20 protein-coding genes and 2 pseudogenes are annotated in these 24,040 nt (G+C 40.7%); 8 read left to right on the plus strand and 14 right to left on the minus strand.

Translation table 11 applies throughout. From position 1 onward, the window contains the following. Positions 1 to 1,191: an SGNH/GDSL hydrolase family protein gene (locus tag BLW60_RS00055; protein ID WP_139283343.1), complete on the plus strand. Its 1,191-nt coding sequence runs from the start codon at positions 1 to 3 to the stop codon at positions 1,189 to 1,191. 48 nt (positions 1,192 to 1,239) lie between these two features. On the opposite strand, the gene BLW60_RS00060 is transcribed toward BLW60_RS00055, so the two are convergent. The 7 genes from BLW60_RS00060 to BLW60_RS00090 all read right to left on the minus strand — a co-directional run bounded on the left by BLW60_RS00060 (position 1,240) and on the right by BLW60_RS00090 (position 10,330). Continuing rightward, the gene (locus BLW60_RS00060) at positions 1,240 to 2,712 is read right to left on the minus strand and encodes an arabinosylfuranosidase ArfA (protein WP_074713883.1); all 1,473 of its coding nucleotides are present in this window, start codon (positions 2,710 to 2,712) and stop codon (positions 1,240 to 1,242) included. 214 nt (positions 2,713 to 2,926) lie between these two features. After that, positions 2,927 to 3,799, minus strand: coding sequence for a carbohydrate ABC transporter permease (locus tag BLW60_RS00065; RefSeq protein WP_074713884.1), 873 nt, complete (start codon positions 3,797 to 3,799; stop codon positions 2,927 to 2,929). A gap of 14 nt (positions 3,800 to 3,813) precedes the next feature. After that, the gene (locus tag BLW60_RS00070; protein ID WP_074713885.1) at positions 3,814 to 4,701 is read right to left on the minus strand and encodes a carbohydrate ABC transporter permease; all 888 of its coding nucleotides are present in this window, start codon (positions 4,699 to 4,701) and stop codon (positions 3,814 to 3,816) included. Positions 4,702 to 4,798: 97 nt separating this feature from the next. Continuing rightward, positions 4,799 to 6,130 (minus strand): ABC transporter substrate-binding protein, encoded by a 1,332-nt coding sequence (locus BLW60_RS00075; protein ID WP_074713886.1) that lies wholly within the window; start codon positions 6,128 to 6,130, stop codon positions 4,799 to 4,801. A 312-nt stretch (positions 6,131 to 6,442) separates the two neighbouring features. After that, complete coding sequence (locus tag BLW60_RS00080) at positions 6,443 to 7,843, minus strand: family 43 glycosylhydrolase (RefSeq protein WP_074713887.1); 1,401 nt, start codon at positions 7,841 to 7,843, stop codon at positions 6,443 to 6,445. Positions 7,844 to 7,856: 13 nt separating this feature from the next. After that, positions 7,857 to 9,365: a carboxylesterase/lipase family protein gene (locus BLW60_RS00085; RefSeq protein WP_074713888.1), complete on the minus strand. Its 1,509-nt coding sequence runs from the start codon at positions 9,363 to 9,365 to the stop codon at positions 7,857 to 7,859. A gap of 218 nt (positions 9,366 to 9,583) precedes the next feature. Beyond that, positions 9,584 to 10,330 (minus strand): alpha/beta hydrolase family protein, encoded by a 747-nt coding sequence (locus BLW60_RS00090; RefSeq protein WP_074713889.1) that lies wholly within the window; start codon positions 10,328 to 10,330, stop codon positions 9,584 to 9,586. 453 nt (positions 10,331 to 10,783) lie between these two features. On the opposite strand from BLW60_RS00090, the pseudogene BLW60_RS17070 reads away from it, so the two are divergent. Beyond that, a pseudogene (locus BLW60_RS17070) lies at positions 10,784 to 12,058 on the plus strand (glycoside hydrolase family 9 protein); the annotation flags it as partial. A gap of 615 nt (positions 12,059 to 12,673) precedes the next feature. After that, positions 12,674 to 13,276 (plus strand): annotated as a pseudogene (gene bglS, locus BLW60_RS17075) (beta-glucanase); the annotation flags it as partial. Positions 13,277 to 13,625: 349 nt separating this feature from the next. Here bglS and BLW60_RS00100 read toward each other — a convergent pair. After that, positions 13,626 to 14,489, minus strand: coding sequence for an SPL family radical SAM protein (locus BLW60_RS00100; protein WP_074713891.1), 864 nt, complete (start codon positions 14,487 to 14,489; stop codon positions 13,626 to 13,628). 379 nt (positions 14,490 to 14,868) lie between these two features. Between BLW60_RS00100 and BLW60_RS00105 the strand changes: the two genes are divergently transcribed. Continuing rightward, the gene (locus BLW60_RS00105; RefSeq protein WP_074713892.1) at positions 14,869 to 15,429 is read left to right on the plus strand and encodes an RNA polymerase sigma factor; all 561 of its coding nucleotides are present in this window, start codon (positions 14,869 to 14,871) and stop codon (positions 15,427 to 15,429) included. After that, the gene (locus BLW60_RS00110) at positions 15,416 to 17,467 is read left to right on the plus strand and encodes a hypothetical protein (protein WP_074713893.1); all 2,052 of its coding nucleotides are present in this window, start codon (positions 15,416 to 15,418) and stop codon (positions 17,465 to 17,467) included. The genes BLW60_RS00105 and BLW60_RS00110 overlap by 14 nt, the downstream gene beginning before the upstream one ends. 233 nt (positions 17,468 to 17,700) lie before the next feature. Here the strand turns inward: BLW60_RS00110 and BLW60_RS00115 are convergent, their stop codons facing one another. Beyond that, on the minus strand, positions 17,701 to 19,020 hold the full coding sequence (locus BLW60_RS00115; protein ID WP_074713894.1) for a hypothetical protein: 1,320 nt from the start codon (positions 19,018 to 19,020) through the stop codon (positions 17,701 to 17,703). Positions 19,021 to 19,480: 460 nt separating this feature from the next. On the opposite strand from BLW60_RS00115, the gene BLW60_RS00120 reads away from it, so the two are divergent. Beyond that, entirely contained in the window at positions 19,481 to 19,873 is a 393-nt protein-coding gene (locus tag BLW60_RS00120) for a hypothetical protein (protein ID WP_074713895.1), read from the plus strand. Between the two features lie 66 nt (positions 19,874 to 19,939). Here the strand turns inward: BLW60_RS00120 and BLW60_RS00125 are convergent, their stop codons facing one another. After that, positions 19,940 to 20,491, minus strand: a complete 552-nt coding sequence (locus tag BLW60_RS00125; protein WP_074713896.1) for an NADH peroxidase — start codon at positions 20,489 to 20,491, stop codon at positions 19,940 to 19,942. A gap of 62 nt (positions 20,492 to 20,553) precedes the next feature. Then, the gene (gene nrdD, locus BLW60_RS00130; RefSeq protein ID WP_074713897.1) at positions 20,554 to 20,820 is read right to left on the minus strand and encodes an anaerobic ribonucleoside-triphosphate reductase; all 267 of its coding nucleotides are present in this window, start codon (positions 20,818 to 20,820) and stop codon (positions 20,554 to 20,556) included. A gap of 101 nt (positions 20,821 to 20,921) precedes the next feature. Between nrdD and BLW60_RS00135 the strand changes: the two genes are divergently transcribed. Together BLW60_RS00135 and BLW60_RS00140 are read left to right on the plus strand one after the other, a co-directional pair. After that, on the plus strand, positions 20,922 to 21,590 hold the full coding sequence (locus tag BLW60_RS00135) for a Crp/Fnr family transcriptional regulator (RefSeq protein WP_074713898.1): 669 nt from the start codon (positions 20,922 to 20,924) through the stop codon (positions 21,588 to 21,590). A 57-nt stretch (positions 21,591 to 21,647) separates the two neighbouring features. Beyond that, entirely contained in the window at positions 21,648 to 22,514 is an 867-nt protein-coding gene (locus BLW60_RS00140) for an undecaprenyl-diphosphate phosphatase (protein WP_074713899.1), read from the plus strand. A gap of 32 nt (positions 22,515 to 22,546) precedes the next feature. Here BLW60_RS00140 and BLW60_RS00145 read toward each other — a convergent pair whose 3' ends face one another. The 3 genes from BLW60_RS00145 to BLW60_RS00155 form a co-directional block, all read right to left on the minus strand. Next, positions 22,547 to 22,780, minus strand: a complete 234-nt coding sequence (locus tag BLW60_RS00145; protein ID WP_028516597.1) for a YdbC family protein — start codon at positions 22,778 to 22,780, stop codon at positions 22,547 to 22,549. Between the two features lie 92 nt (positions 22,781 to 22,872). Further along, complete coding sequence (locus BLW60_RS00150) at positions 22,873 to 23,175, minus strand: DUF6514 family protein (RefSeq protein ID WP_074713900.1); 303 nt, start codon at positions 23,173 to 23,175, stop codon at positions 22,873 to 22,875. Positions 23,176 to 23,321: 146 nt separating this feature from the next. Continuing rightward, positions 23,322 to 24,014 (minus strand): GTP pyrophosphokinase, encoded by a 693-nt coding sequence (locus tag BLW60_RS00155; RefSeq protein ID WP_074713901.1) that lies wholly within the window; start codon positions 24,012 to 24,014, stop codon positions 23,322 to 23,324. Between the last annotated feature and the right edge of the window lie 26 nt (positions 24,015 to 24,040).

Below are 24,040 nucleotides of genomic sequence, written 5' to 3' on the forward strand. Positions count from 1 at the left end.
ATGAAGAAACATATATCAATTATCGCAGTCGGCTGTGCATTATGCATAGCCGCTGTGGCAGCATTTACTGGCTGTTCAAAGGATAATAGCGACACAGCCATTACAGCTGCGAAACCAGAAAATGCTGAAACTTCAATACTATCAGAAGGAGAACTCATGTTGCAGAGTATACCCGTAACGTCCGATAATGCGAAACTGCAAAGCAGAACCGTTGTACAGGACGATGTTTTATGGCTTGTGCAGAGCGGTTCAGCTGCGGAGTTTACCGTCAGCGGCAGAAGTGCCTCTATTACTCTTGCAGGCAGCAGTGGCATAAACAACGATGAAGAACACCGTCCGCGCTATGCTGTATATATTGATGATAAACAGTTCTGCGATGTAATTATGGATAAGCCCGAGGAGACAATAAGCCTTTGGAAAGATACGGATAAAACCGCAGCAGTAAAAGTCATGCTGCTCTCGGAAGCAATGTTCGGCGGTGTAGGTATACGCTCCGTCAATGTGGACAGCGATTCGGCTCAGCCTGTAACTCCCCTGTCAGCCGCTCCATTGACGATCGAATTCATTGGTGATTCCATAACCTGCGGATACGGTGTTGAGAGCAAAAGCGGCAGTGAACCGTTTATGACCTCAACGGAGAATTTCTCCAAGTCCTATGCCTATCTTGCAGCGAAGTCCCTCGGTGCAGACTACACTACCTGCTGCTACAGCGGTTACGGTATCGTGTCAGGCTACACAGGTGACGGTAATAAAAATGCAAATGAACTCCTGCCTGACTGCTACGAACTTGCCAGCAAGTTTGAGGATTATGACAATGACTGGTCGTTTCCCGAACAATGCGATGTCGTTGTGATAAATCTCGGAACAAATGACTTCAATTATGTTTCACAAGATCTTGAAGTACGCGGCAGTGAATTTGTAGACAGCTATAAGACTTTCTTAAAAAATGTTCGTGAAAAACGTCCGAATGCTGCTATTATCTGCACAGTCGGAACTATGGGCGGCGATGATGTTTACACGCTTATAGAACAGGCTGTTGCCGAGCTTAACGATGATAAAATAACATCTTACTTCTCACAACCACAGTCTATGCGCGACGGCATGGGTGCGAACGGTCATCCGTCTAAGAGAACGCAGCAAAACAGTGCCGATATACTTTCTGACAAAATACGCAAGGTTCTCGGACAATAGATTATAAATTAAAGACCTGCCTGTTATTTTTACAGGCAGGTCTTTTTATTACTTAGCAGTAAATTTTATCATATTCCATGAGCGTGGGGCAAGTATTACCTCTTCACCGATTTTCTGCTGTACAGGTGATATCGCATCAGGCTCATCAGCACTGTTACAGCGTTTCATATCATCATTTGTCAGAACTGTATGAGATACGGGGCAGTATCCCTCAAATCCTTTAAGTTCAAGCTCACAGCTCTCATCAGATGAGCGATTTACTGCAAACAAAGTGATATCATTGCCGTTCTGTACTGTGATACTTTCAATGTATGGTACATTACTATGATTTTTAGTGTTATAGGTTCCACATTCACAAACAGTTCGCAATGCCTTTCCCCTTCCGTTGACCGAACAATGGAGAAATGGATAAAAAATTGTCTGTACCCATGATCTTCCGCCAGTCTCGGTCATGATCGGAGCAATAACATTGACAAGCTGTGCAAGACAGGCGATCTTTACCCTGTCACAGTGTCTCAGAAGCGTGATCAGCAGACAGCCGACAACAAGTGCATCTTCAACGTTATAGATGTCCTCTAAAAGCGGTGGAGCGACCTGCCAATGTTCTATATGCTTGTCCTGCTCATTGCTGTGGAACCAGATGTTCCACTCGTCAAAGGAAAGATTTATATCCTTATCAGATTTTTTCTCCGCCTTTACTTCATCACAAATCCTTGCAGTATCTATGATAAACTGCTCCATGTCCATTGATGATGCAAGATAATCCGAAGTGTCATTATCAGGATTACCATAGTAGCTGTGTAAAGAAAGATAGTCAACATGGTCGTAGCACTCACGCAACACAGTTCTTTCCCATTCGCCAAAGGTCGGCATAAGCGGACCTGAACTTCCGCAAGCAACAAGCTCGATCGTAGGATCTGTCAGCTTCATCAGCTTTGCAGTCTCACAGGCAAGACGTGCGTATTCCTGTGCGGTTTTATGACCTATCTGCCAGTCGCCGTCCATTTCATTACCCAGACACCACAGCTTTATGCCGAATGGTTTGTCAAAGCCGTTCTTTCGGCGCATTTCAGCATAATATGTACCTGTATTAAGGTTACAGTACTCGACCAGATTACTTGCCTCAACAGCACCTCGCGTACCCAGATTGACTGTCATCATTATTTCAGTATCCGAACGCTTTGCCCATTCCTGAAACTCATCAATGCCGATCTCGTTGGTCTCAACGCTGTTCCATGCAAGCTCAAGCTTTCTCGGACGCTTTGATCTGTCACCTGTTCCGTCTTCCCACTTGTAGTTTGACACGAAATTACCGCCCGGATAGCGTACAATAGGTACATTAAGCGACTTTACAAGCTCCAGTACGTCTTTACGGAAGCCCATATCATCAGCACTTTCATGTAACGGATCATAGATACCGCCGTAGATCGCACGTCCGAGATGTTCTATAAAAGAACCGTATATCCTCTGGTCGATCTCGCCGATGATATCCAGGTTATTGATAGTTATTTTTGCTTTCATAGCTTACACTCCAGATCATATTTATGTAATCATTAATAGCATAAGCCGTCAGTTTTTAATGATCTATTCTGCATATATAAATCAAAGCTAAAAAAGTAACAGTATGCTTCTTTAATATTCCCATAAATGCAATGTTTTAAATTAAAATCTTAGTATATCCTGCTTTTGTCCCTCTTTATCAAAGAACTGACATTTACATATGCCGATACTGATATTAACCCTTTACAGCACCTGCTGTCAGACCGTCAACGATCTTGTTTGAGAATGCGCAGTAAACAATTATAGTCGGTATGATAGCGATTATAATAGCCGCAAACATCTGCGAATAATTCGTATTATATGGTCCTACGAACTTAGAGAGCGATACAGGAAGTGTCTTCTTGGCATCATCGGAAATGAATACCATAGCAAGAAGCAGCTCATTCCAGTTACCGATAAATGTCATAAGTCCTGTTACGAAAAGACCGGTTCTGCCGAGTGGAAGGCATATCCTGAAAAATATCTGGAAAATATTTGCACCTTCCATACAAGCACTTTCGATAAGTTCATTAGGAATACCCTTAAAAAAGCCTGTCATAATGAATATAGTTATCGGAAGCGAGAAAGTAAGGTAAGGAAGTATAAGTCCTGTAATTGTATTTGAAAGACCTAACTTTGCAAATCTTGTAAAAAGAGGAATAAGCACACAGTGCACAGGTATCATCATACCTGTAAGGAAATAAGTCATGGCAAGCTTTGCACCCTTCCAACGCATACGTGCAATGCCGAATGCAGCCATTGAACCGATGATCATGCTTAATATCAACGAAGCAACGCATACAACAAATGAATTGAATGTCGCTATGCCAAGACGTCCTGCTGTCCACGCGAAAGAATAGTTATCAAATGTAACTTTCTCAGGCAGTGCAAAAGGAGCGCTGAATATCTCCTTATTGGTCTTGAATGATACATTGAATACCCATAACAGAGGGAAAATATATGTTATGCATATAAGTATCAGAAATACATATATTACTACCTGTATCGGTGCTATCTTTTTTCTGGAGGTAGGATCCAGTTCAGCAACAGCTGATTTTGAAGAACTCATCTGACTCCGCCTCCTTACATTTCATACTGTTCAGTCTTTACGACCTTATTGATAAACAGAGTTACTAACAGACAGAGTATAAGCAGTACTACACCTATGGCACTCGCATAGCCATATTTGGTATACTTGAAGCCCTGCTGATAGAGGTGAGTTGCAAGGACTTCTGTCTTATGGTTCGGTCCGCCTTCTGTCATATTATATATAAGATCGAAGAACTTCAGTGAGCCTATCGCATTGAGCGACATAGCTGTGGCTATCATTGGTTTTATAAGCGGAAGCGTTATGTACCTGAATGTCTTTGCCTTTGTACAGCCGTCGATATAGCTTGCTTCCATAAGTGACTTGCTGATACCTGAGATCTGAGCCATATAAAGCATCATTGACTGACCTACATACTGCCAGAGAGCAACAAATGCTATTATCCACATAGGAAGAATGATATGACCTTTGGTATCCATGAGCCAGAGAGGTGGTTCCTCAACGCCCCATTTTTCAAGAAGCTGGTTGATACCAAGCTTCGGGCTGAATATGAACATCCACATCAGACCGAGGGCAGCAGAAGAAAGTACGCATGGAAGATAGATTATATTCTTGAATGTATTGCGTCCTGCCTTTATATTTGTAAGAAGTGCAGCGTAGAAAAGGCCTACGACGAGCTGTGACACACAAGAAAAAATAAGGAAAAACATTGAGTTTTTAAGAGCAATACCGAATGTTTTATCATGCATCAGAGTCTTGTAGTTATCAAACCCGATGAAAACAGGATCGGTTACCGCTTTATAATCACAGAATGAATAATACACCGACTGAACGATCGGTATAAAAAGCACCAATGTGAACAAAATGAAAGCAGGAAGCATGAAAACAGCGATCGCTTTCTTGTTCCTAAGCAATTTGTCCATCCTGTAACAACTCCTTTCAGAAGATCAATATAGAAAATGCATTAAAAAGAATAGGGGCGCAGGGTACGCCCCTATTTTTTTCATAATAAGTCAGAAATTACTTTCTGCAATTAGTTTTGTAGAATTCCTCCATGTCCTTTGCAGCCTCAGCAGGTGTCATGTCACCAAGGAATACGGAAACCATTGTGTCATCGAAGTGAGCACCTGTTTCAGTTGTAGGCATCGACTCATTGTAGAAACCGAATGTACCCTTTGCATTGCTGAATACGTCCATAACGTAACCGAGCTGCTTAGGAGCTACAGATGCATCATACTGAACCTTTGTTACAGGGATCTTACCGCCTTTTTCAGCTGTGTACTTCTGAGCTGTGTCATCAGTGAAGTACTTGATAAGAGTTGCAGCAGCTTCTGGATTCTTTGTTTTTGAGCTCATGCAGAGTGAGTCAGACTTAGCGATGATCTTATCAACACCCGGGAACTGGAATACGCCGCACTTTGACTCAAAGTCAGGGTTAGAACCGTTTATCTGACCGATAACCCATGAACCCTGGATAAGGATAGCAGCTTCTTCGTTGTAGAAGTTAGCTGTAGCAACATCGTTAGTATCACCTGCTGCTGTTCTCTGGAAGTACTTGGAGAGATCAAGGAGCTTATTGCAAGCACTTTCGAGTTTGCCGTCTTCCCATGAAGCTGAACCGTCAGCAAGCTTAGGAAGATCTACGCCCTCTGCATCACAGAGATAACCTGCTACCATTGAAAGGCACCATGCAGTACCTGCGGAAATAGTTACAGGAGTGTACTTAGCAGCCTTGAGCTTTTCGCAGGCTTCCATCATTTCGTCCCAGTTAGTAGGAACCTTTGCTCCTGCCTTCTCGAACATCTCTGTATTGTAGAAACAGCAAGCAGCTGCTGTGTTAAGCGGAACAGCATATATCTTGCCGTCATATGTCTGCTGTGTAAATACTGCATCACTTGTAAATGTATCCTTCCAGCCGTCCTTGTTGAGGTATTCATCAAGGGGAGCTGCAACACCAGGCTCAACATAATCTGTGAGCTGAGGACCAGGACTTACGATAAATACATCAGGTGTTTCACCGGCTGCAACAAGAGCGTTGAGCTTGTTGTAGTATTCTTCAAGATTTGTAGTAATAGCTGTTACATGGTACTTACCCTTAAAATCATTGTTGAATCTCTCAATAGTGTCCTTATAGCCGAGCGAAATAAGATCCTCGGTAGCATTAAGGTCATCCCAGAACATCCATGTGAGTTCCTCAACACTGCCTGATCCGCCGCCATCATTTGCAGAACCGCTGGATCCGTTTGAACCGCTGTTACTGCTGCTGTTGTTGTTGTCGCTGCCACAACCGACAAGTGTAGTTGCGAACATTGCTGCTGACATAATCGTTGCTAAGATTCTTCTTTTTTTCATTACTATTACCTCCTGGTTAATAGCCTCACGAAACATACCTACAAAAATTTCGCTCGGCAAGTTTTACGGTTGTACCGAATTTGTCGTTGCACCTATTCGGTGTCTTTGTTAATTTTACCATATTATATACTACTTGTCAATAAATATCTGTAATAAAGGCAAAAAAAGATAAACGAGCAGAAAAATCCATGCAATTATCGCAAAAAATGGTTAGAAAAGACCAAAATTTAACCTATTTGTAACGCTTTTTTAATAAAATTACCCTAAATATTAATAAATCATCACTGTAAGAATATACTTATTTTCACAATATCATTCCAGAATGAACGAACCAAGACTTGGATTACCCGTGCCTTTGAAGGTAAACCAAATAGCATTCACACCGTCGGGTATTCTGATATCAGCAGTTGACCTCTTCCATACATTGCTGTTTTCGACTTCGATCTCACCAAGCTCTTCACCGTCCCAAGCCGTCTTTACAGCGAACGTACCGCCGCAGTAGCCGCGAGTAGTAATACTAACTTTAGTTATGCCCTTACAGTCAAAGTACTTAAATCCTATGTTAGTACACTCTTTGATATTTGATATGTACCCTATTTCCTCGTCACCGTCCTTGCCGTCCTGCATTATTCGCGGAGCATTGAGATCACCGATATATAACTCAGGTTCTTTGCCAAAGATATTGCAGGCAATATATGCAGGATATTCGCCCTTGCCTTCAAGAGGACCGCCATTAAGACCGCATGAGGTTATCTCTGCCTGATCAAAGCTGCCGTCTGCATTGAGAGTGAGCTTTTCTGCACAGCCTTGTCTGGAGAACCAAGTACCATTGGTATGTCTGTGATAAAAGATATACCACTCGCCGTTTATCTCAATAATACTGCCGTGATTATTTGCACCTCGGTTCGTAGGCATATCAGCAGGTTTGTAGGTATCAATATGCAGATCGGTGTTGCTGACCAGTACGCCGCCGTAACTGAACCCATTTAGCGGATCATTGCTGACAGCATAGCAGAGCTCATGCATAACTTCAGAGGAGTATATAAAATAGTACTTTCCATTAACTTTACGTATTGAAGAAGCCTCAAAGAAAGCGTGTCCCTCGAACTCAGTACCTGCGCTGTAACAGATACCAGGGACTATCAGCTGCGGTTCAGTGATAACAGTAAGCATATCCTTATCAAGAGTAACGACCTTTGAACCTGTTCTGGACTTGTCGCCCTCAGGGCAAAATCCGCTGTACATATATGTCTTATCACCCTCTGTGATAACGCCGGGATCGAACTGCGGCTCGTCTCCTTCTCTCTCACCAAGACGTGTACCGTCGGGATAGTGAACGTAGCCGAAAAACTCGTACTTGCCTGCGGGCTCATCACATACCGCAACTGACATAACACCAACCTTGTCGAGTACATAGTAAAGGTAATATCTTCCGTCAGGACCAACAGTAACATCAGGTGCGTAAAGGCACATATGACCGTCCTTGTTCATGGGATCGGCGTTTCTTGGGTAGATAACACCCTCATACCGCCAGTTGCCCAGATCATCAACAGGTGCAGACCAGCACACGTAATCGCCCATACAGAACACATAGCCGTTCCAGAGATCGTGAGAACCATAAACGTATACACGGTCACCGAACACATAGGGCTCACCGTCGGGTACATACTCCCAGCTTGGGAGATAAGGATTGAATGCCTGTTTCTTGCTCATAAAAATAACCTCCTTATTTCATTGTATCAAGCAGGAACTTCACGAAGTCGCTCTGCTCGGTCGATGCTTTGGCACCGTCACAGGTGAACAGCATCTCGCTGCGATCATTATTAGTATACGGTTTCCATTCGGGAAGCTTGTTGCCATTAAGGTCATATCCGTTTGGATCACCTGTCTTAATGAAGTTTGCCCAGTAATCGCACATCTGTCTTGCAAGATCGTAATGTCTGCCCTCAAAAGGTCTGGTGCATTTTGCCAAAGTCTCGAAGAAGAACCAGAGATCAACAGAATGGAATATACCGGGAGCATCTTCACCGGGGATATCCGAAATAAAACGGTAATAGTAGCAGTTCTGAGGATCATTCAGCTTATTCTCGCCGAGAAAAGCAGTTTTTGTACCAAGCTCAGGTGATGAAACGGGCGAATAACCTATGTCATTCCTGACCTTAGCTTCATGAAATGTCAGGAATTCATCTGCCCTGCTGCCGAAGTACTCCTTCGCTTTCTTTGTAAGCTCGTCATCATCTGCCGCCTGGATACACTCCACAAATTCGTCACCTGTATTTCCGGCCATAACGGGGACACGTATACGTGTGCCGTTTCTGAAAGCTGCCATGGGATCTTGTGTACAAAAATGGCCGTCCTGCACTATAGTGAAGAACATCTCGCCATTGTTGCGGAGCTCGGAATACTTGCTGTGAATATAGTCGGCATCAAGATTTCTTGCTTCTTCAAGCGTCTTAACACCCAAATACTCAAAGAGTCTTTCGCCTTTTTGACTGGCTTGTTCAAGACTCTGAGGCAGAAAGAAATCATTGACCTCATATGGCGAACCGAACATTCCGCTCATAACTACAGCACGTTTGAAATCACCCTCGTTGTCCATGCAAGCCATTTGCGCCATTACGCTGCCGCCGCCTGCGGACTGCCCTGCTATAGTTATATTGTCAGGATCACCGCCGAAGTTGGCAATATTGCGGCGCACCCACCTTAGTCCTGCCTGCTGGTCGAGGCAGCCGAAATTACACGGTGCATCAGGCTGCTTCTTTATCAGCTGATGGTGACATAGAAAGCCCAGTGCCCCCAGTCGGTAATTCACAGTAACTACAACGATATCTCTCCTTGCAAGGCGTTCCCCGTCAAATTCCATTTCAGCAGTATATCCCCACTGAAAAGCACCGCCGAAAAACCATACAAGTACGGGCTTACGCTCATCTGCTGACTTTGCATTCGTCCATACATTAAGATAGAGACAGTCCTCGCTCATGGGTATTTCAGGATCGACGTGCCATTCACGACAATATATATCGTCGCCTAATCCGGGGGTATCCTGAATGGATATGGGAGCAAACTCAAAGCAGTCACGTATTCCCTGCCAGTTTTCGGCAGGCTGCGGAATTCGCCAGCGGTTCTCACCTACAGGTGGAGCAGCAAAGGGTATACCTTTGAATGAGGTTATTCTCGTATCTGCCGCCGGCAGACCGCGAACCTGTCCGTTTTCGGTATTGACTATCCTTAACATGATGTAATCTCCTTGATCATGAAATGATTTGTATCATACTGAGTACATTCTAACATCAAAAATTGCAAATTGCAATACAGAACAAGCTGAAATCTGACAACTTTTTGCTGTATTTATAATTTACCTATTTGTCATTAAAAAAGTAAGGCAGCCTTAAAAGCCGCCTTTTTTGTTATATAAAGTTGCTTAGGATTAAACAGAGCTGTATTTTATATTTTTCACAGAGCCTCTTTCTTGAAAAAAGAAGTTATGATTTCAGCCAGTTCATCAAGATGACCGATAAAGCCATGATCTGTACCATATATCGGAACAAGCTCTGCATCGTTATAAAGCTTTGCGGCTTTTTCAGCATAAGAAAAAGGAACAACAGTATCTTCATCTCCGTGTACGATCAGTACTTTCCCTTTGTACCTTGCAATTGAGTCCTCCGCATGGATAGTCTGAGCTGTACGAATATAATCTCCCGATACCTCCCAGCTCTCGCTTGCAACTTTTTCAGGAATATGCTCCTTGTCAAATTTATTTCCAAGCATTATTCCATTCCTTGCATCTTCAGGGATCATCCATGCAGGTGATAATGGAAGTATAGCTTTAAAATCATCAGCACACATTGCACCGATCAGCATGGTAAGCAGTCCTCCCTGTGAATGACCACACATATAAAGCTCTGTTACAAAGTCAAGGTTTCTTGCATATTCGACCACAGCAAGAGCGTTCGTCACCCATTTATACAGCGTATGATCTCTGAATTCACCATCACTTTTTCCGTGACCATACATCTCTACACGCAGAACTGAAATGCCTGCTTCATTCATTGCTTTCTGAGCCGCAACGATATGATCTTCCTCCATATGTCCTGTAAATCCGTGAACAAGTATGCAAAGTGCTCCTTTTACTGTATCATCAGGACGGTCAAGTTTCGCATGAAGGCGTATGCCGTCACTGTTTATATAAAACTCTTTCATAGTTATATCCTCCGACTGGTGTTATATTTTCATAAATTATATCAAACGCCATGCATTTTGTCAATATAGACGATGTATAGAAATAACTTCTCACATATAAAATGTAAGCAGATCTTTTTGATTATATATAATAACGAAGCAATCACAGTAAGTTTTTCTAACCCTTAACATAATAATTATAGTTTTTTAGTTTTGCTCATCAAAAGATATCTCCCGAATTTTTGAGAGGTATCAATTTCAGCATAGTCATTATCTTATCTTTTTTGCACAATAGTTATATTGATTATGTGCAAGTTGAATAAGTATTTTTTGTGTATTATGACAAAATTATAATCAAAATGTGCCGATTAACCACATTGTAATCTTTATGTTACTGTTTTGTTACTATTTCTTTAGTCAAACCATGTATAATTAGCTTGTTATAGGCAAAATTTTTGAAAGAAGAGTGATAACATGGACAAACTAAAAAGACTCAAATCTGCCATCATCGGCAGTGCAGTTGCTGCTTCCGCATTTGTTTTACCTCTTGCATCAGCGACTCCCTCTCTCTCAGCAAATGCAGCAGATGGTGACAACTACGCAAAACTCCTTCAGTATTCCCTCTATTTCTATGATGCCAATATGTGCGGCGACAATTCCGATTGCGCTCTCTCATGGAGAGGCAACTGCCACACAAATGACGAGGTACCGGGCGGCTTCCATGACGCAGGCGACCACGTTATGTTCGGTCAGCCTCAGGGCTACACAGCAGCTACTCTTGGCTGGGCTTACTATGAGTTCAAGGACGCCTTCGACGCAACAGGTCAGACTGCTCACCTCAAAGTCATAACTGACAAATTCGCTAAGTTCTTCCGTGATGCAACTGTTCTCAACGGTAATACAGTTCAGAAGGTACTTATTGAAAAAGGTGAAGGCGGTACAGATCACTCTTACTGGGGAGCTCCCGAAACTCAGGGCGACAGAGGACGTATGCTCTGGTCAACAGGCGGTGCTGCAAACGTTACTGCTGAATACGCAGCAGCTCTTGCAGCAAACTACGTAAACTTCGGCAACCCTGAGGACCTTACATACGCTAAGGCTCTTTATAATTTCTCAAAGCAGAATCCTGCAACTTACTCATGTGAGTTCTACGGAAGCGGAGAGAGCGGATCAGCTGACGAGCTCGCATGGGCAGCAGGCTGGCTCTATCTCGCTACTAAGGATGAGAGTTACCTCAACGACCTCAAGAATGGTCCTCTCGGTTACTGGGTAATGAACTGGGAGAACGTTTCTCTTGGCGCAGGTGTACTTCTCGGCTCTATCACAGGCGACTGGTCACACGCTCCCGAGCTCGGCAATCTGTCAGGCGACGGATACAAGTTCTACGACAAATGGGGCTCGGCTAGACATAACGCTACAGCTCAGATGTGCTCACTTATAGCCGCAAAGCACGGAAAGGGCGATGCAAGCTGGGCAAAAGGTCAGATGCAGTACCTCACAGGCGATAAGGCATTCGCTAACGGTCAGTCCTATTGTCTCGTATGCGGATTCAAGCCGAATGCTTCAAAAAATCCTCACCACAGAGCAGCTTCAGGCACAAACAGTGCAGCTGAGTCAAACGACGGCATACAGAATAAGTATACACTTATCGGTGCTCTCTGCGGTGGTCCTACAGATGCAAACGGCTCTTACAGAGACGTTCGTTCAGACTATGTAAGCAACGAGGTAGCTTGTGACTACAATGCAGGCTTTGTTGGTGCAGCTGCAGGTCTCTACAGCACTTACAAAACTGGCTCTACAGAGTCAAGTATCGAAGACGTAACAAAGGTATACGGCGGTGGCAGCGGCAGCACAAGCAATAATAACCAGCCGCAGAACAACGACTGGAACAGCCAGAACAATAATCAGAATAACAATCAGAATCAGAATAACGACTGGAATAATCAGCAGCAAAACAATGACTGGAATAACCAGAATCAGAATAATGATTGGAATAACTGGAACAACCAGGGACAGCAGCAGACTTGGGACTGGAATAACCAGAACAACAATCAGTGGAACGGCGTTGTAAACAACGAATGGAACAATAATAACTGGGATTGGAACAACCAGAACCAGAATAATGATTGGAACAATCAGCAGCAGAACAACGATTGGAACAACCAGAATCAGAATAATGACTGGAATAATCAGAACAACAATCAGTGGAACGGTGTTGCAAACAACGATTGGAACAACCAGAACAATAACTGGAACGATCAGAACCAGAATCAGGGCAATAACAACACTTCTACAGGCAGCTTCGACAGCAGTGCTACAATGGCTGATGACTTCAGAACAGGCTCATCACGTTACTTTATAGCTTCTGACGGCTGGACAAACGGCGATCCTTTTGACTGCGGCTGGTATAAGTCACAGACTGCTTTCAGAAACGGAGCCCTTGAGCTTACTATCGACAGAGACAACACAGGCAAGTATCGCTATGCAGGTGCAGAGTACAGAACAAATGATTTCTACGGATTTGGTTATTATGAGACCTCAATGCAGGCTATAAAGAACACAGGTGTAAACTCATCTTTCTTCACCTATACAGGTCCTTCTGATAACAACCCATGGGACGAGATCGATATCGAGATCCTCGGTAAGGATACTACAAAAGTCCAGTTCAACTACTACACAAACGGACAGGGAAATCACGAGAAGATGTACGACCTCGGTTTCGACGCTTCACAGGGATTCCATACATTCGGCTTTGACTGGCAGCGTGACCATATAACATGGTATGTTGATGGCAAGGCAGTATACACAGCTTATGATAACATTCCTCAGACACCGGGAAAGATCATGATGAATGCATGGCCAGGTACAGGCGTTGATGAGTGGCTTGGTCACTACGACGGAAAGACACCTCTCACAGCACGTTATCAATGGGTAACATACAAGAAGAGCGACAGCTCAGACAACAATAATAACAACTGGAATAATAACCAGCAGCAGAACAACGTCTGGAACAACTGGAACAACAATCAGCAGCAGAATAATGACTGGAACCAGTGGAACAACAATCAGCAGCAGAATAATGACTGGAACCAGTGGAACAACAACAACAACAACAACCAGCAGCAGAACAACGACTGGAATCAGTGGAATAACTGGAATAACAATAATAATAACTGGTGGAACGGCTGAAATTGATCAGATATACTTCCATTTAAGTTATTAGATACGAAAAAAGCAGTATGATAATCTCATACTGCTTTTTTTTCGGAAGCCAAATCAAAATCAAGTCATTGTGACACATTTATATAAAGTCATATTAAAATAATGAAAGCTGCTCATATTTATCGGGCAAATCATTCAGATATGCAAAACATTCGTTATTATCATGCATTATTCCGTATTTTTCACAGAAGTCAGAAAGCATATCCATAAGCTTCGAACTGTTCGGACTTGCAATTTCGTATGAATATCCGAATTCACGGCGATATCTTTCTGATAATCCAGGAAAATGCCTATCAAGAGCTGAATAATAGTACTCTCTGTTTCCTTCTCTTAAAGTAAGACCTATGCCAAAACTTATAATTCCTTTAACTCCTGCCTCAGCACAGTAATTCAGAAGTCCCCTGAGATTATCCTCACTATCATTTATGTATGGCAAAAACGGACACAGCCAAACAATTGTCGGTATACCATATCTGTTCATCTCCATGAGTACTTCAAAACGCCTGCGTGTATTGCACACATTTGGTTCTATGATACCACAAAGTACATCATCATATGTTGTCATCGTAAGCTGAACGACTGCTTTCTGCTGTTCATTAACAGAAGCCAGCAGCTCAGTATCTCTGAGGATAAGATCAGATTTAGTCTGCACTGCTGCGCCGAATTGATACTTTTCAATAAGCTCAAGACATTTTCGAGTGAGTTTCAGTTCAACTTCAACAGGCATATATGGATCGCACATTGCTCCTGTTCCTATCATGCACTTCTTTCTCTTAGAACGCAATGCCTTTTCAAGAAGCTGAGGAGCATTTATCTTTACTTCAATATCCTCAAATGCATGAGACATATTATAACATATGCTTCTGCTGTCACAGTAAATACAGCCATGTGTGCAGCCGCGATATATATTCATTCCGTTTTTTGAGGATAGTAATCCTTTAGCTTCAACAAAATGCATACTATTTATCTCCTGTAATATTTTGATAATATTATAGCATGAATATTCGTTCTGCGCAATAGTTTATTATTAATAGTACGCCTTTGAACTTCTTATCGCGCAAGAAAAATAGTAAAGATGATAAAACAGTATAAAACGTTTTATAGTAACTGTCTCCATAACTCTTATTTTATTGAAAAGCTAAAGAAATATAACTCTCCCCTGTTAAAACGCTTGACAGGTACAATTCAAAATGCTATAATGTGAAAACATATGAAGATATATAACTCCAAAATCAAAGCAATAAAAATAATCTTGAAAAAGCGCGTAGTTTTTTCTTCACTTATCGTCTAATAAGTGAAGGCTCATGAAAAAAGATCTTTCAGAAAGGAGCAGTTCTATGGATAACGGTGCAAGTAGCTACCACCGTTTTCTTAACGATGGTGATTTACACGGATTAGATGAGATCATAATAGAATACAGCGACGGCCTGATACTGTACCTGACAAGCATAGTCGGAAACGTTCAGACAGCCGAAGAGCTTACTGAGGACACTTTTGTACTGCTCGGCACAAAGAAGCCTAAGTACAAAGAAAAAAGCTCCTTCAAAACATGGCTCTATGCAATTGGCAGGAATATGGCGATAGACCATATTCGCAAATACGCAAAAAAGACCTGTATTTCTATTGATGATACACTTGAAATGACAGATGATGAGGCTTCTGTTGAAGAAGCTTATCTCAGAAAAGAACAGCAGATAGCGATACATAAGGCAATGCGAAAACTACACCCGAAATATCAACAGGTGTTATGGCTCATTTATTTTGAGGGGTTCAGCAATAAAGAAGCTGCAAAGATAATGAAAAAAAGTCTTCGCAGTCTGGAATCCACCTTATATCGTGCTCGTAAATCACTTAAATCACAACTTGAAACGGAGGGTTTTGATTATGTTGAAGCATGAAGAAATGATTGAGAACGTACACCGCCGTATAGCTCAATATGAAGAAGAAAAGAAATTACAGCAATCCAAATTCAAAAACATCTTTTCTGCTATAAAACAAAAAAATAATGAAGAAGAATATACCGAAGTTGTTAACGGTACAGAGCGAATTGATACTTCACGACGCACGTTACGTATAATAAGTACTATTGCTGCAAGTGCTGTGCTGGTAACCGGTATAGGTGCTACAAGTGTACTTCTGCACAAAAACAATTCTTTGAAACCTACTGTAACGAACGAAGAGAATGATCTTAACGAGTATGAAACGAGTACTCTATCAGATGAAATAATATGTGACTCTCCATTTGAAGGAATACTGAACAGTCCATATAATATGCTTTTACCATCTCTTGAAATCACTGAATCAATGCGTGAGAAGATAACTGAGTTTTTTAACTCTCAGAAAGGCTGGAAAGTCGCTGATAATTACAGCAGATTTCTTCATGAGGAAAATGGAGGCGCATATTCGCCGCTCACACAAAGATTGGTATTGGCATATGATATTTACTATCTCCAGATATGCGATGATAATATAATCGAGTATTCTGTTTGTAATGACAATAGCAAATGGGAAAAGACATTTTATGAATGTGATAGTTTTGCACTTATAAACGGCATTGCCGAGATCATAGAAAGCGAGATCACAGAAAATGAGCTTATAGATTATAGTGTTGATTTCGATGATGATGTATCCGGTTACAAGGTAGTTGAAGGTACAAGTGCTCCAGTTGAGCTGACACCTATACAGCAAACGCTGCTCAGGCTCTGCATGAAGAGTTACGGCTGGCTTGTGGAAAAAGCAGAAGCTGACCGTTTCTATGATCTCTCATTTGTAAATGAAGGCGTTGGAACTATTGGGATAATTGGTGAAAATACTTACTATATTAAGAACGGTACGACCTATCTCTGCGATAGTCCCGGCTTCTCGAGTAATATCCGATGCATCATGAGTAAATATGATTATCCCGATGTTAAACTAAATATCAGCATATATGACGCTAAAAAAGATGCTATAATTTCTACCGATGACAAAAACGATGCACTGCTTGCAAATTTCATATATAACGATCTCCCGTCAATGACCATATCATATGATAATGATCCTTCCGAAAACACCAACTCTACAAAGAAATACCATATTGATGTATCCTACAAATCAGGAGATACCAAACTCAGAAGCGTCAGCTTCAGCATAAGCAGCCTTGGAGATGTTGAAAGGCTTGATTATGTGCTTGATTCTGTATATGGCTGGTCAGCTGCAGGCTGTATGTATTATACACTTGATCTCTCGGAATTTGAACATAAGCTTGACGAACTAATCAATAACAAACAAAGCGAAAAAACGCCAGAAAATAAGAAGGACACCGACAAAAAGGATAAGAACAATTCCGAAAGCGTACAGCCAACTACTCAAAAAGAGGATAAACCTGAGAACAACGATGAGCAACCGCAGGTCAAACCTACCATCAATGAAAAACAAGAAGTTGAAACTACCACCAAAGCTGAACCGACAGAACCAACTAACCCGAATGAGCAAAATCTTGGTGATCCTCATAAATATTACGATGATAGTCTCGCACCTACACCACACGTAATTATTGATTACGAGCTGCCTGATTATACATATACCTCTGTTGCTTCATGTATAACTCATGACAATAATGCACTTGATGACTTCGTAGCAAATGTATTCGTACCGATGCTTGAACTTAAAGATTACAAATGGAGCCCAGACAGATACGCAAAATACAACTATACAATATACAGGATATATGAAACAGAAAAAAACTATATGGGAATACCTGCCAAATATATGATACGTGACGGTTATTATATAGGTGATAATGATTGTGTTTCACTTTGTTCTTATATATACTTTAATGGTGACTGGGAGCCATGTGGTGCCGAGAATTTCTCTTTCGACTATGCAAAGTTTGAAGAGCTCCTGAAAGAAACATTAAATTCTTCCAAATTACCTGATGAACAAAAAGAAAGTTAATAGAAACAAAGGCGGACGTTTCAAAGCGTCCGCCTTTATTGACATACGAAAACAGGCAGTCCGCTGGGCTGCCTGCTGCTTTAAAATGACTCAACCGTCAGAAATCATTATCAATATCCAAATGTTTCCGGACCACTTGTAGTGATAACGTCCTCGTTATCAAATTCTACGACTTCTATCTCAGGTGAGATGTATTCTTCTTTAACATTCATGTTCATATTATTCTCCTTTCATTAGCCAACATAGTCAGTTGCGGCAATATAATACTCATAAAGTGCATTTGCCAGTGCAATGTCCTTTTCAGGAGCAGCTTCGTGGCTCAAAACACGATATGCCCATGCCAAAGGTGTGAATAAGTAATCAGTACCCTGATAATTTACATTGAATGTAGTACCAAGCTGTGTAGGTTTAATATCCGGAACTTCAAAGCATTTCTTACCGTTTGCACCGTCAAATGCATAGATCTCCTTAAATGGTGAAATCTGAAGCTTATTGTTTTCATCGAATGTCCATATATCATATGCAGCAACATCATGACCGGACTGCTCATATTTAGCTGTATACAGACGAACAGAGATCTTTGAATTCAGAACAAGTGAAATTATAGCGTCACTTGACTCAAATCCCGGCTTAAACTTGTATATAGTATAGTCACCAAATTTATAAGCTGCATTAACAATATCATTCTTGTGGTCGTTTACCTTAGGCAGCTCGCCGTTTCCGAAATAAGCTGTGGAAACTTTTCCGTACTGTCTTGTTGCCTCAACAAGTGCTTTAAGCTTCGGACTTGATGAAGTATCGACAGTATCAAGATATTCATTTACAGAAAAAGAAAGAGTATCGATCGGTGTTTCACTGTCACCATAATAAAGATCAGCAGTAATTACTCTGTCCATTTTATTTGTGGCAACATTTGCGGTTGCGCAGTAAACTTCTTTTCCGTTTATGGTCTTGAGTTCAAGCTGCTGAAGTCCTGTCTCATCGCAATCGCCTGAAAACTTAACTTTAAGATCATCAATATTAGCTTCACTTACAGGATTTACAATGAAATTCATGCCGATATCTGAATCAAGAGTAATATTCTTTCCGCTGAATTTAGGTGCTTTAAGTCCTATAATAAAAGGATCTTCATAAGTACCGCTGCCGCTTGTTATGTAAAAGCCCTCAGGATCAACAGAAGAATCTTCACGAGTTACATAAAATCCTTTGTGAAGTGTATATAACTCAACATCGCCTGTTTTCCAGATATACTGATTGTCAGTATCAGAACTTTCATATCCTGTTATTGCAATATCACTTTCAACCTTTGCTCTTGCATCACCGGAATTCGGATCATCATCAACTACGAACCAGGTCTCCCCTGTTATAGCAATGGTGTCGCCAGCCTTAAAAAGTGTGCCAACTTCAGGCTTCTTTGCTTCTGATGCTGCATTAGCAACGATAGCGCTGTTTCCGTTAAACAAACCTCCTGCATTTACAGGCATTGCACCTGTTACAAGAGCCGCAGCCATCAAGAATGCTGCTGTTTTTTTCCAACCACAGTGTTTTCTCATTATTAGGTCCTCCAGATTTTATAAAAATATCTTATTAAAAGCAGTTAGTCTGCTAATAAACGTAATAACAATACAGATAACACAACTATTGCGGTAAAATACGATCAATTACCACACTTGTATTAAAAATTCAAAATGAAAAAGGACGAGGATGCGTTATATGTTTTGTTATTATATTACATTTTTTAATAAATTTTCGGACCTTTAACAATATACAGAAAGTGAATTATTAACAAATAACAACTTTCAGTAATCCACATTATATCACAGTCAATTATAATTGTCAATACAAAAATTGACTTTTTTTCAATTTATTTGAAAATAAAATCAATTACACTTAAAAGCAATATTTTTCACAGAAATTTTACTTTTAATAATTCATTATTTTTCGTCTGCTTGCACTTGCATTATCCGAAATGAAGTGATATAATAGTTTCATCATGAAGATCGGAGAGTGAATATGAAAAAATCAATATTTGCAATAATAATGTCAGCACTTCTGCTGACAAGCTGTAAGGACGGCGGTGGTTCAACATCAGACTCTGTAGCTGATACCACCACACATACATCAACTGTAACAACTGATGCCCCCGAAAACACTACTGCTGCAACACTAACTGCTGCAAATATCGAGACTAAGACCGAAACCACAACAACTGAAAAAACAGCAGTCAGTGCCTTAATAACTACAACAAGGCTGAATGATAGTTTGACCGAAAGCACAACCGTTGATAACGACAATTCAAATGTAGAACCAACTGTGATTCAGCCAACTGACAGCCCTACTGAGGCTGCTACTGCTCGTACATATAATGATGAGCCGATAGATCTGCCAATTATCCCGATCGAATAATATAATCAGAAAAGTAATTATCTATTACAAAAAAAGACGCAGCATACGCTGCGTCTTTCTTTAATATTAGCCAAAATATCTCTTGAGGAGTCCTTCAAAAGCCTTGCCGTGGCGAGCTTCATCTTTTGCCATTTCATGAACTGTATCATGGATAGCATCGAGATTAAGCTCTTTTGCTCTCTTAGCAAGCTTGAGCTTTCCTTCTGTAGCTCCATGCTCAGCAGCAACTCTCTTTTCAAGGTTTTCTTTTGTTGAAGAAGAGAGAACTTCACCAAGAAGCTCAGCAAACTTTGCAGCGTGCTCTGCTTCTTCGTAAGCAGCCTTTTCCCAATATGCACCGATCTCTGCATAGCCTTCTCTATATGCTACTCTTGCCATTGCAAGATACATACCAACTTCTGAACATTCGCCGTTGAAGTTTGAACGGAGTCCTTCGATTATTTCAGTATCAGTTACAGCCTTTGCGACTCCAAGCTCATGCTCGCAAGCGAAAACAAGCTTTTCTCCTGCTTCTTTTTCGATAAATTTTGAACCCGGAACGCCGCACTGAGGACATTTTTCAGGTGGTGCATCTCCTTCGTGAACGTAACCGCAAATTGGACATACGTATTTTTTCATGATTATTACCTCCGTGTTTTTATTATAAGTCTGAGAACGGTTTGTACCTAATCAACAGACATTTATACAGAATGCTTTACTCTGTCATGCTCCTCAGCACGTTTTCCGTCATTGAAACGATCAAGAGTACCTACAAGATATCCTGTTATTCTTCTTATCCTGTCAAATGGGATATCCTTTGCAAAATCATACTGGAGATCGACGTATTCACCGTCTGTCTTTACAGTCATTCCGAGAATTTCTCTGTCACTGTACTTCTTTTTGCCATAATCAATATATGCGTTGATCTCGTCCTGTGAAAGCTGTTCACCTATAACATTTACCTTCATTGTAATGACCTCCATTAGAATAGTGTTGACTTTTGTCTGAATATATTGTATCATAAAGTAAAAGAAAAATCTGTTGCAAATGCAACATAAAGGAGTTTTTTATGTTACCCGAAAATAACATATTGTTCAAAGGCATCGAACGCGAAGACTGTCATCGTATGATAGACTGCTTCAACGCCGAGATCAAAAAATTCAAACCAGGCGGAAGGATAATGGATTATTCAGATAATCCCGATAAACTCGGGATCGTGTTAAACGGTACAGCAGTAATGGTTCGATATGATATAAACGGAGTAAGATCAATAATGGAATCTCTCGAAGAACAAAATATCTTTGGAGTATACTTCACTTTTACAGCCTCTCAGCGAAGCAGCATTGAAATAATTGCAGAGACAGAATGTGAAGTAATGTTTGTAAGAAGATCGGAAATCACAAAAAGATGTGAAAATGCCTGCCAGTGTCATTCGAGAGTAGTTGAAAATCTTTTGGAGCTTATGTCAGAAAAGGCTATCTCGCTCAACGAAAGAATAGAAGTACTCAGTCAGCGAACTATAGAAGATAAACTTATAAGCTGCCTCAGTATAATAGAAGAAAAAACTCCAAAAGGAAAAACTCCTCAGATCCCATTCTCTACAACTGCATTATCCGATTATCTGTGTGTAAATCGAAGTGCGCTCCAACGTGAAATAACAAGGTTAAAGCGGACAGGTGTGCTAACAATATCAAAAAGAAAATTCAAATTAATAAGAAACCTCGATTCAGACAATTGACACGCTGATTTAAATATGTTATAATATCATCTGTATTTTATATGAAAGGAATCTTACATAATGATTTGGGAGATAATCAAAACAATCATACTTGGTATTGTGGAAGGCATTACTGAATGGCTTCCGATAAGCAGTACAGGTCATCTTATCCTCGTGGGAGAATTTCTGAAACTCGATAAATCAGATGAATTCAAGGAAATGTTCGACGTTGTTATACAACTTGGCGCAATCATGGCTGTAGTCGTTATATTCTGGAAAAAACTCTGGCCATTCGGTAAAAAAGACAATCAGCATCCGCTTAACAAATCGCCTTTCGGACAAATGGTAAAAACAGATATATTCCAGATGTGGTTCAAGGTCCTTGTTGCTTGTGTACCTGCTGCTGTAATAGGTTATTTAACTGAGGACTGGGTCGATAAGCATTTCTACAATCCATGGACTGTTGCGATAGCACTTATCGTATTTGGTATCGCATTCATTATTGTTGAAAACTGGAACAAAGGCAGAAAAGCAAAGATAAATACAATTGCTGAGCTTACATACAAAGCAGCATTTATTATCGGTATTTTTCAGCTTATAGCTGCAATATTCCCGGGTACATCACGCTCAGGTGCAACTATAGTCGGTGCTCTCCTTATCGGTGTTTCACGTACAGTCGCTGCTGAATTCACATTCTACCTTGCAGTTCCTGTAATGTTCGGAGCAAGCCTGCTGAAGCTTGTAAAGTTCGGATTTGATTTTACAGGAAGCGAACTTGCAGTACTTCTGGTCGGTATGGTAGTTGCATTTTTAGTATCTGTTTTTGTTATCAAGTTCCTCATGGACTATATCAAAAAGCATGATTTCAAGGTATTTGGCTGGTACAGAATAGTACTCGGTATACTTGTACTTGCATATTTCGGCGGAAAAGCAATATTAAAATAAAAAAAGCAGCTCTTTGAGCTGCTTTTTTATGCTTATTCAAAAGAATCAAGGTCAATTCCTGCAAGAAGCTCTTTAAGCTCTGCAAGCTCGTCTGCTGTAAGAGTTACGCCCTTGCCCATTCTTGAATGATCAGGAGACCATTCTCTAATGTCGTACTTAGGTTCGTGCTCGTTCCAGCTTACCATGTTAAGCTCTTTTGTCCAGCCTTTAGCGTTCTCAGAAAGAACACCCAATTTCTCTGTGATCTCATATTTAAGTTCAGCCAATGCGATCTCTCCTTTCCAGATATGGCTATTTACCATTCAATTTGATATTATATCATAAAAAATTCAATTTGTCCATACCCAAAAAGTAAATTTTATATGGATACGCGTAAATAATCAAGTGCTTTGCTGTAAAGCTGGCAAGGTCTTACTTTCAGACTTATGAGCATCTCCGCAAAAGCTACTGCATCTTCTATATTTCGTGAAAAATCAGATATTATCTCCTTATGACCATTTCTGTGGTCGATTACTTCTATGCCGTATGTAATGACTTCATCATCAAATATCCTCATTCTTCCGCTTAAAACTCTGTATGCAACTTTGTTATCGCCGAATATCTCCATATAGATCGTTTTATCTATGACCTCACGCTTTATTTTTTTTACTATCCCGAACATTTTTATGCTCCTTTCTTTTTGACTGATGACTTTAATATTATAACATCAGTCAGAGCGTTTGTGAACGGGAATTTTTTTGTAAATAGGATTATTTAAAGTACTTTTATGCCGAAAAAGCTCATCGAAATCGATGAGCTTTTATAATTCTATTCCATATCTTTGATCTGCATATATATATTCTGCATCTGCAGATCCGTCTGTGCAATTCTTTCTGCACATTCTTTAAGTTCCTCTGATATCTCGTGAGGAATATCTGAGGAAGTCTTATATTTCAGTTGATGCTCAAGACTTGCCCAGAAATCCATAGCCATTGTACGTATCTGAATCTCTACAGGAGCATATTCTTTGTGAGAAGATAAATATACAGGTACATTAAGTATCATATGATAGCTTCTGTATCCGCTTGGTTTTGGATTTTTTATGTAGTCCTTTCGCTTTATCACAGTAAAATCATCACGCCTTGAAAGCATTTCAACGATAGCATATATATCAGTGATATAATAGCAGGTTACCCTTATACCTGCAAGATCAAGAAGATTTTTCCGTGCAGCTTCTGTAGTTATGGGAAGATCCTTTTTTTGAAGCTTCCCTATTATTGACTGAGGAGATTTCAATCGACTCTCAATATTATGTATCGGGTTCCTTTGAAATTTTACGCTGAATTCATTATCAAGTATGCCAAGATATGTTTTTACTACTTCTATAGCTGAATCATAAAGATGTGACAATTGTAAAAAATCATAGAAAACGTGAGCGAATTTTTCCTTGACTGACTCGCTGTTATCTGCAAGTGCAGGCAAATTATCAAATGCTTCTATATAAAAATCCTTTTCACTCATAGCATATCCTTCCTTTCATGAAAGCA

The organism is Ruminococcus flavefaciens, from assembly GCF_900108555.1.
Lineage (GTDB): Bacteria > Bacillota > Clostridia > Oscillospirales > Ruminococcaceae > Ruminococcus > Ruminococcus flavefaciens_P.

What these genes read in the sequence shown, in the direction of transcription:
- BLW60_RS00090 (WP_074713889.1), bottom strand. Translation starts at nt 10,330, where the DNA reads ATGAAAGAGTTTTATATAAACAGTGACGGCATACGCCTTCATGCGAAA.
- BLW60_RS00060 (WP_074713883.1), bottom strand. Translation starts at nt 2,712, where the DNA reads ATGAAAGCAAAAATAACTATCAATAACCTGGATATCATCGGCGAGATC.
- BLW60_RS00155 (WP_074713901.1), bottom strand. Translation starts at nt 24,014, where the DNA reads ATGAGTGAAAAGGATTTTTATATAGAAGCATTTGATAATTTGCCTGCA.
- BLW60_RS00125 (WP_074713896.1), bottom strand. Translation starts at nt 20,491, where the DNA reads ATGAAAAAATACGTATGTCCAATTTGCGGTTACGTTCACGAAGGAGAT.
- BLW60_RS00115 (WP_074713894.1), bottom strand. Translation starts at nt 19,020, where the DNA reads ATGAGAAAACACTGTGGTTGGAAAAAAACAGCAGCATTCTTGATGGCT.
- nrdD (WP_074713897.1), bottom strand. Translation starts at nt 20,820, where the DNA reads ATGAAGGTAAATGTTATAGGTGAACAGCTTTCACAGGACGAGATCAAC.
- BLW60_RS00065 (WP_074713884.1), bottom strand. Translation starts at nt 3,799, where the DNA reads ATGAGTTCTTCAAAATCAGCTGTTGCTGAACTGGATCCTACCTCCAGA.
- BLW60_RS00075 (WP_074713886.1), bottom strand. Translation starts at nt 6,130, where the DNA reads ATGAAAAAAAGAAGAATCTTAGCAACGATTATGTCAGCAGCAATGTTC.
- BLW60_RS00085 (WP_074713888.1), bottom strand. Translation starts at nt 9,365, where the DNA reads ATGTTAAGGATAGTCAATACCGAAAACGGACAGGTTCGCGGTCTGCCG.
- BLW60_RS00150 (WP_074713900.1), bottom strand. Translation starts at nt 23,175, where the DNA reads ATGTTCGGGATAGTAAAAAAAATAAAGCGTGAGGTCATAGATAAAACG.
- BLW60_RS00135 (WP_074713898.1), top strand. Translation starts at nt 20,922, where the DNA reads ATGTTACCCGAAAATAACATATTGTTCAAAGGCATCGAACGCGAAGAC.
- BLW60_RS00110 (WP_074713893.1), top strand. Translation starts at nt 15,416, where the DNA reads ATGTTGAAGCATGAAGAAATGATTGAGAACGTACACCGCCGTATAGCT.
- BLW60_RS00070 (WP_074713885.1), bottom strand. Translation starts at nt 4,701, where the DNA reads ATGGACAAATTGCTTAGGAACAAGAAAGCGATCGCTGTTTTCATGCTT.
- BLW60_RS00120 (WP_074713895.1), top strand. Translation starts at nt 19,481, where the DNA reads ATGAAAAAATCAATATTTGCAATAATAATGTCAGCACTTCTGCTGACA.
- BLW60_RS00100 (WP_074713891.1), bottom strand. Translation starts at nt 14,489, where the DNA reads ATGCATTTTGTTGAAGCTAAAGGATTACTATCCTCAAAAAACGGAATG.
- BLW60_RS00055 (WP_139283343.1), top strand. Translation starts at nt 1, where the DNA reads ATGAAGAAACATATATCAATTATCGCAGTCGGCTGTGCATTATGCATA.
- BLW60_RS00105 (WP_074713892.1), top strand. Translation starts at nt 14,869, where the DNA reads ATGGATAACGGTGCAAGTAGCTACCACCGTTTTCTTAACGATGGTGAT.
- BLW60_RS00080 (WP_074713887.1), bottom strand. Translation starts at nt 7,843, where the DNA reads ATGAGCAAGAAACAGGCATTCAATCCTTATCTCCCAAGCTGGGAGTAT.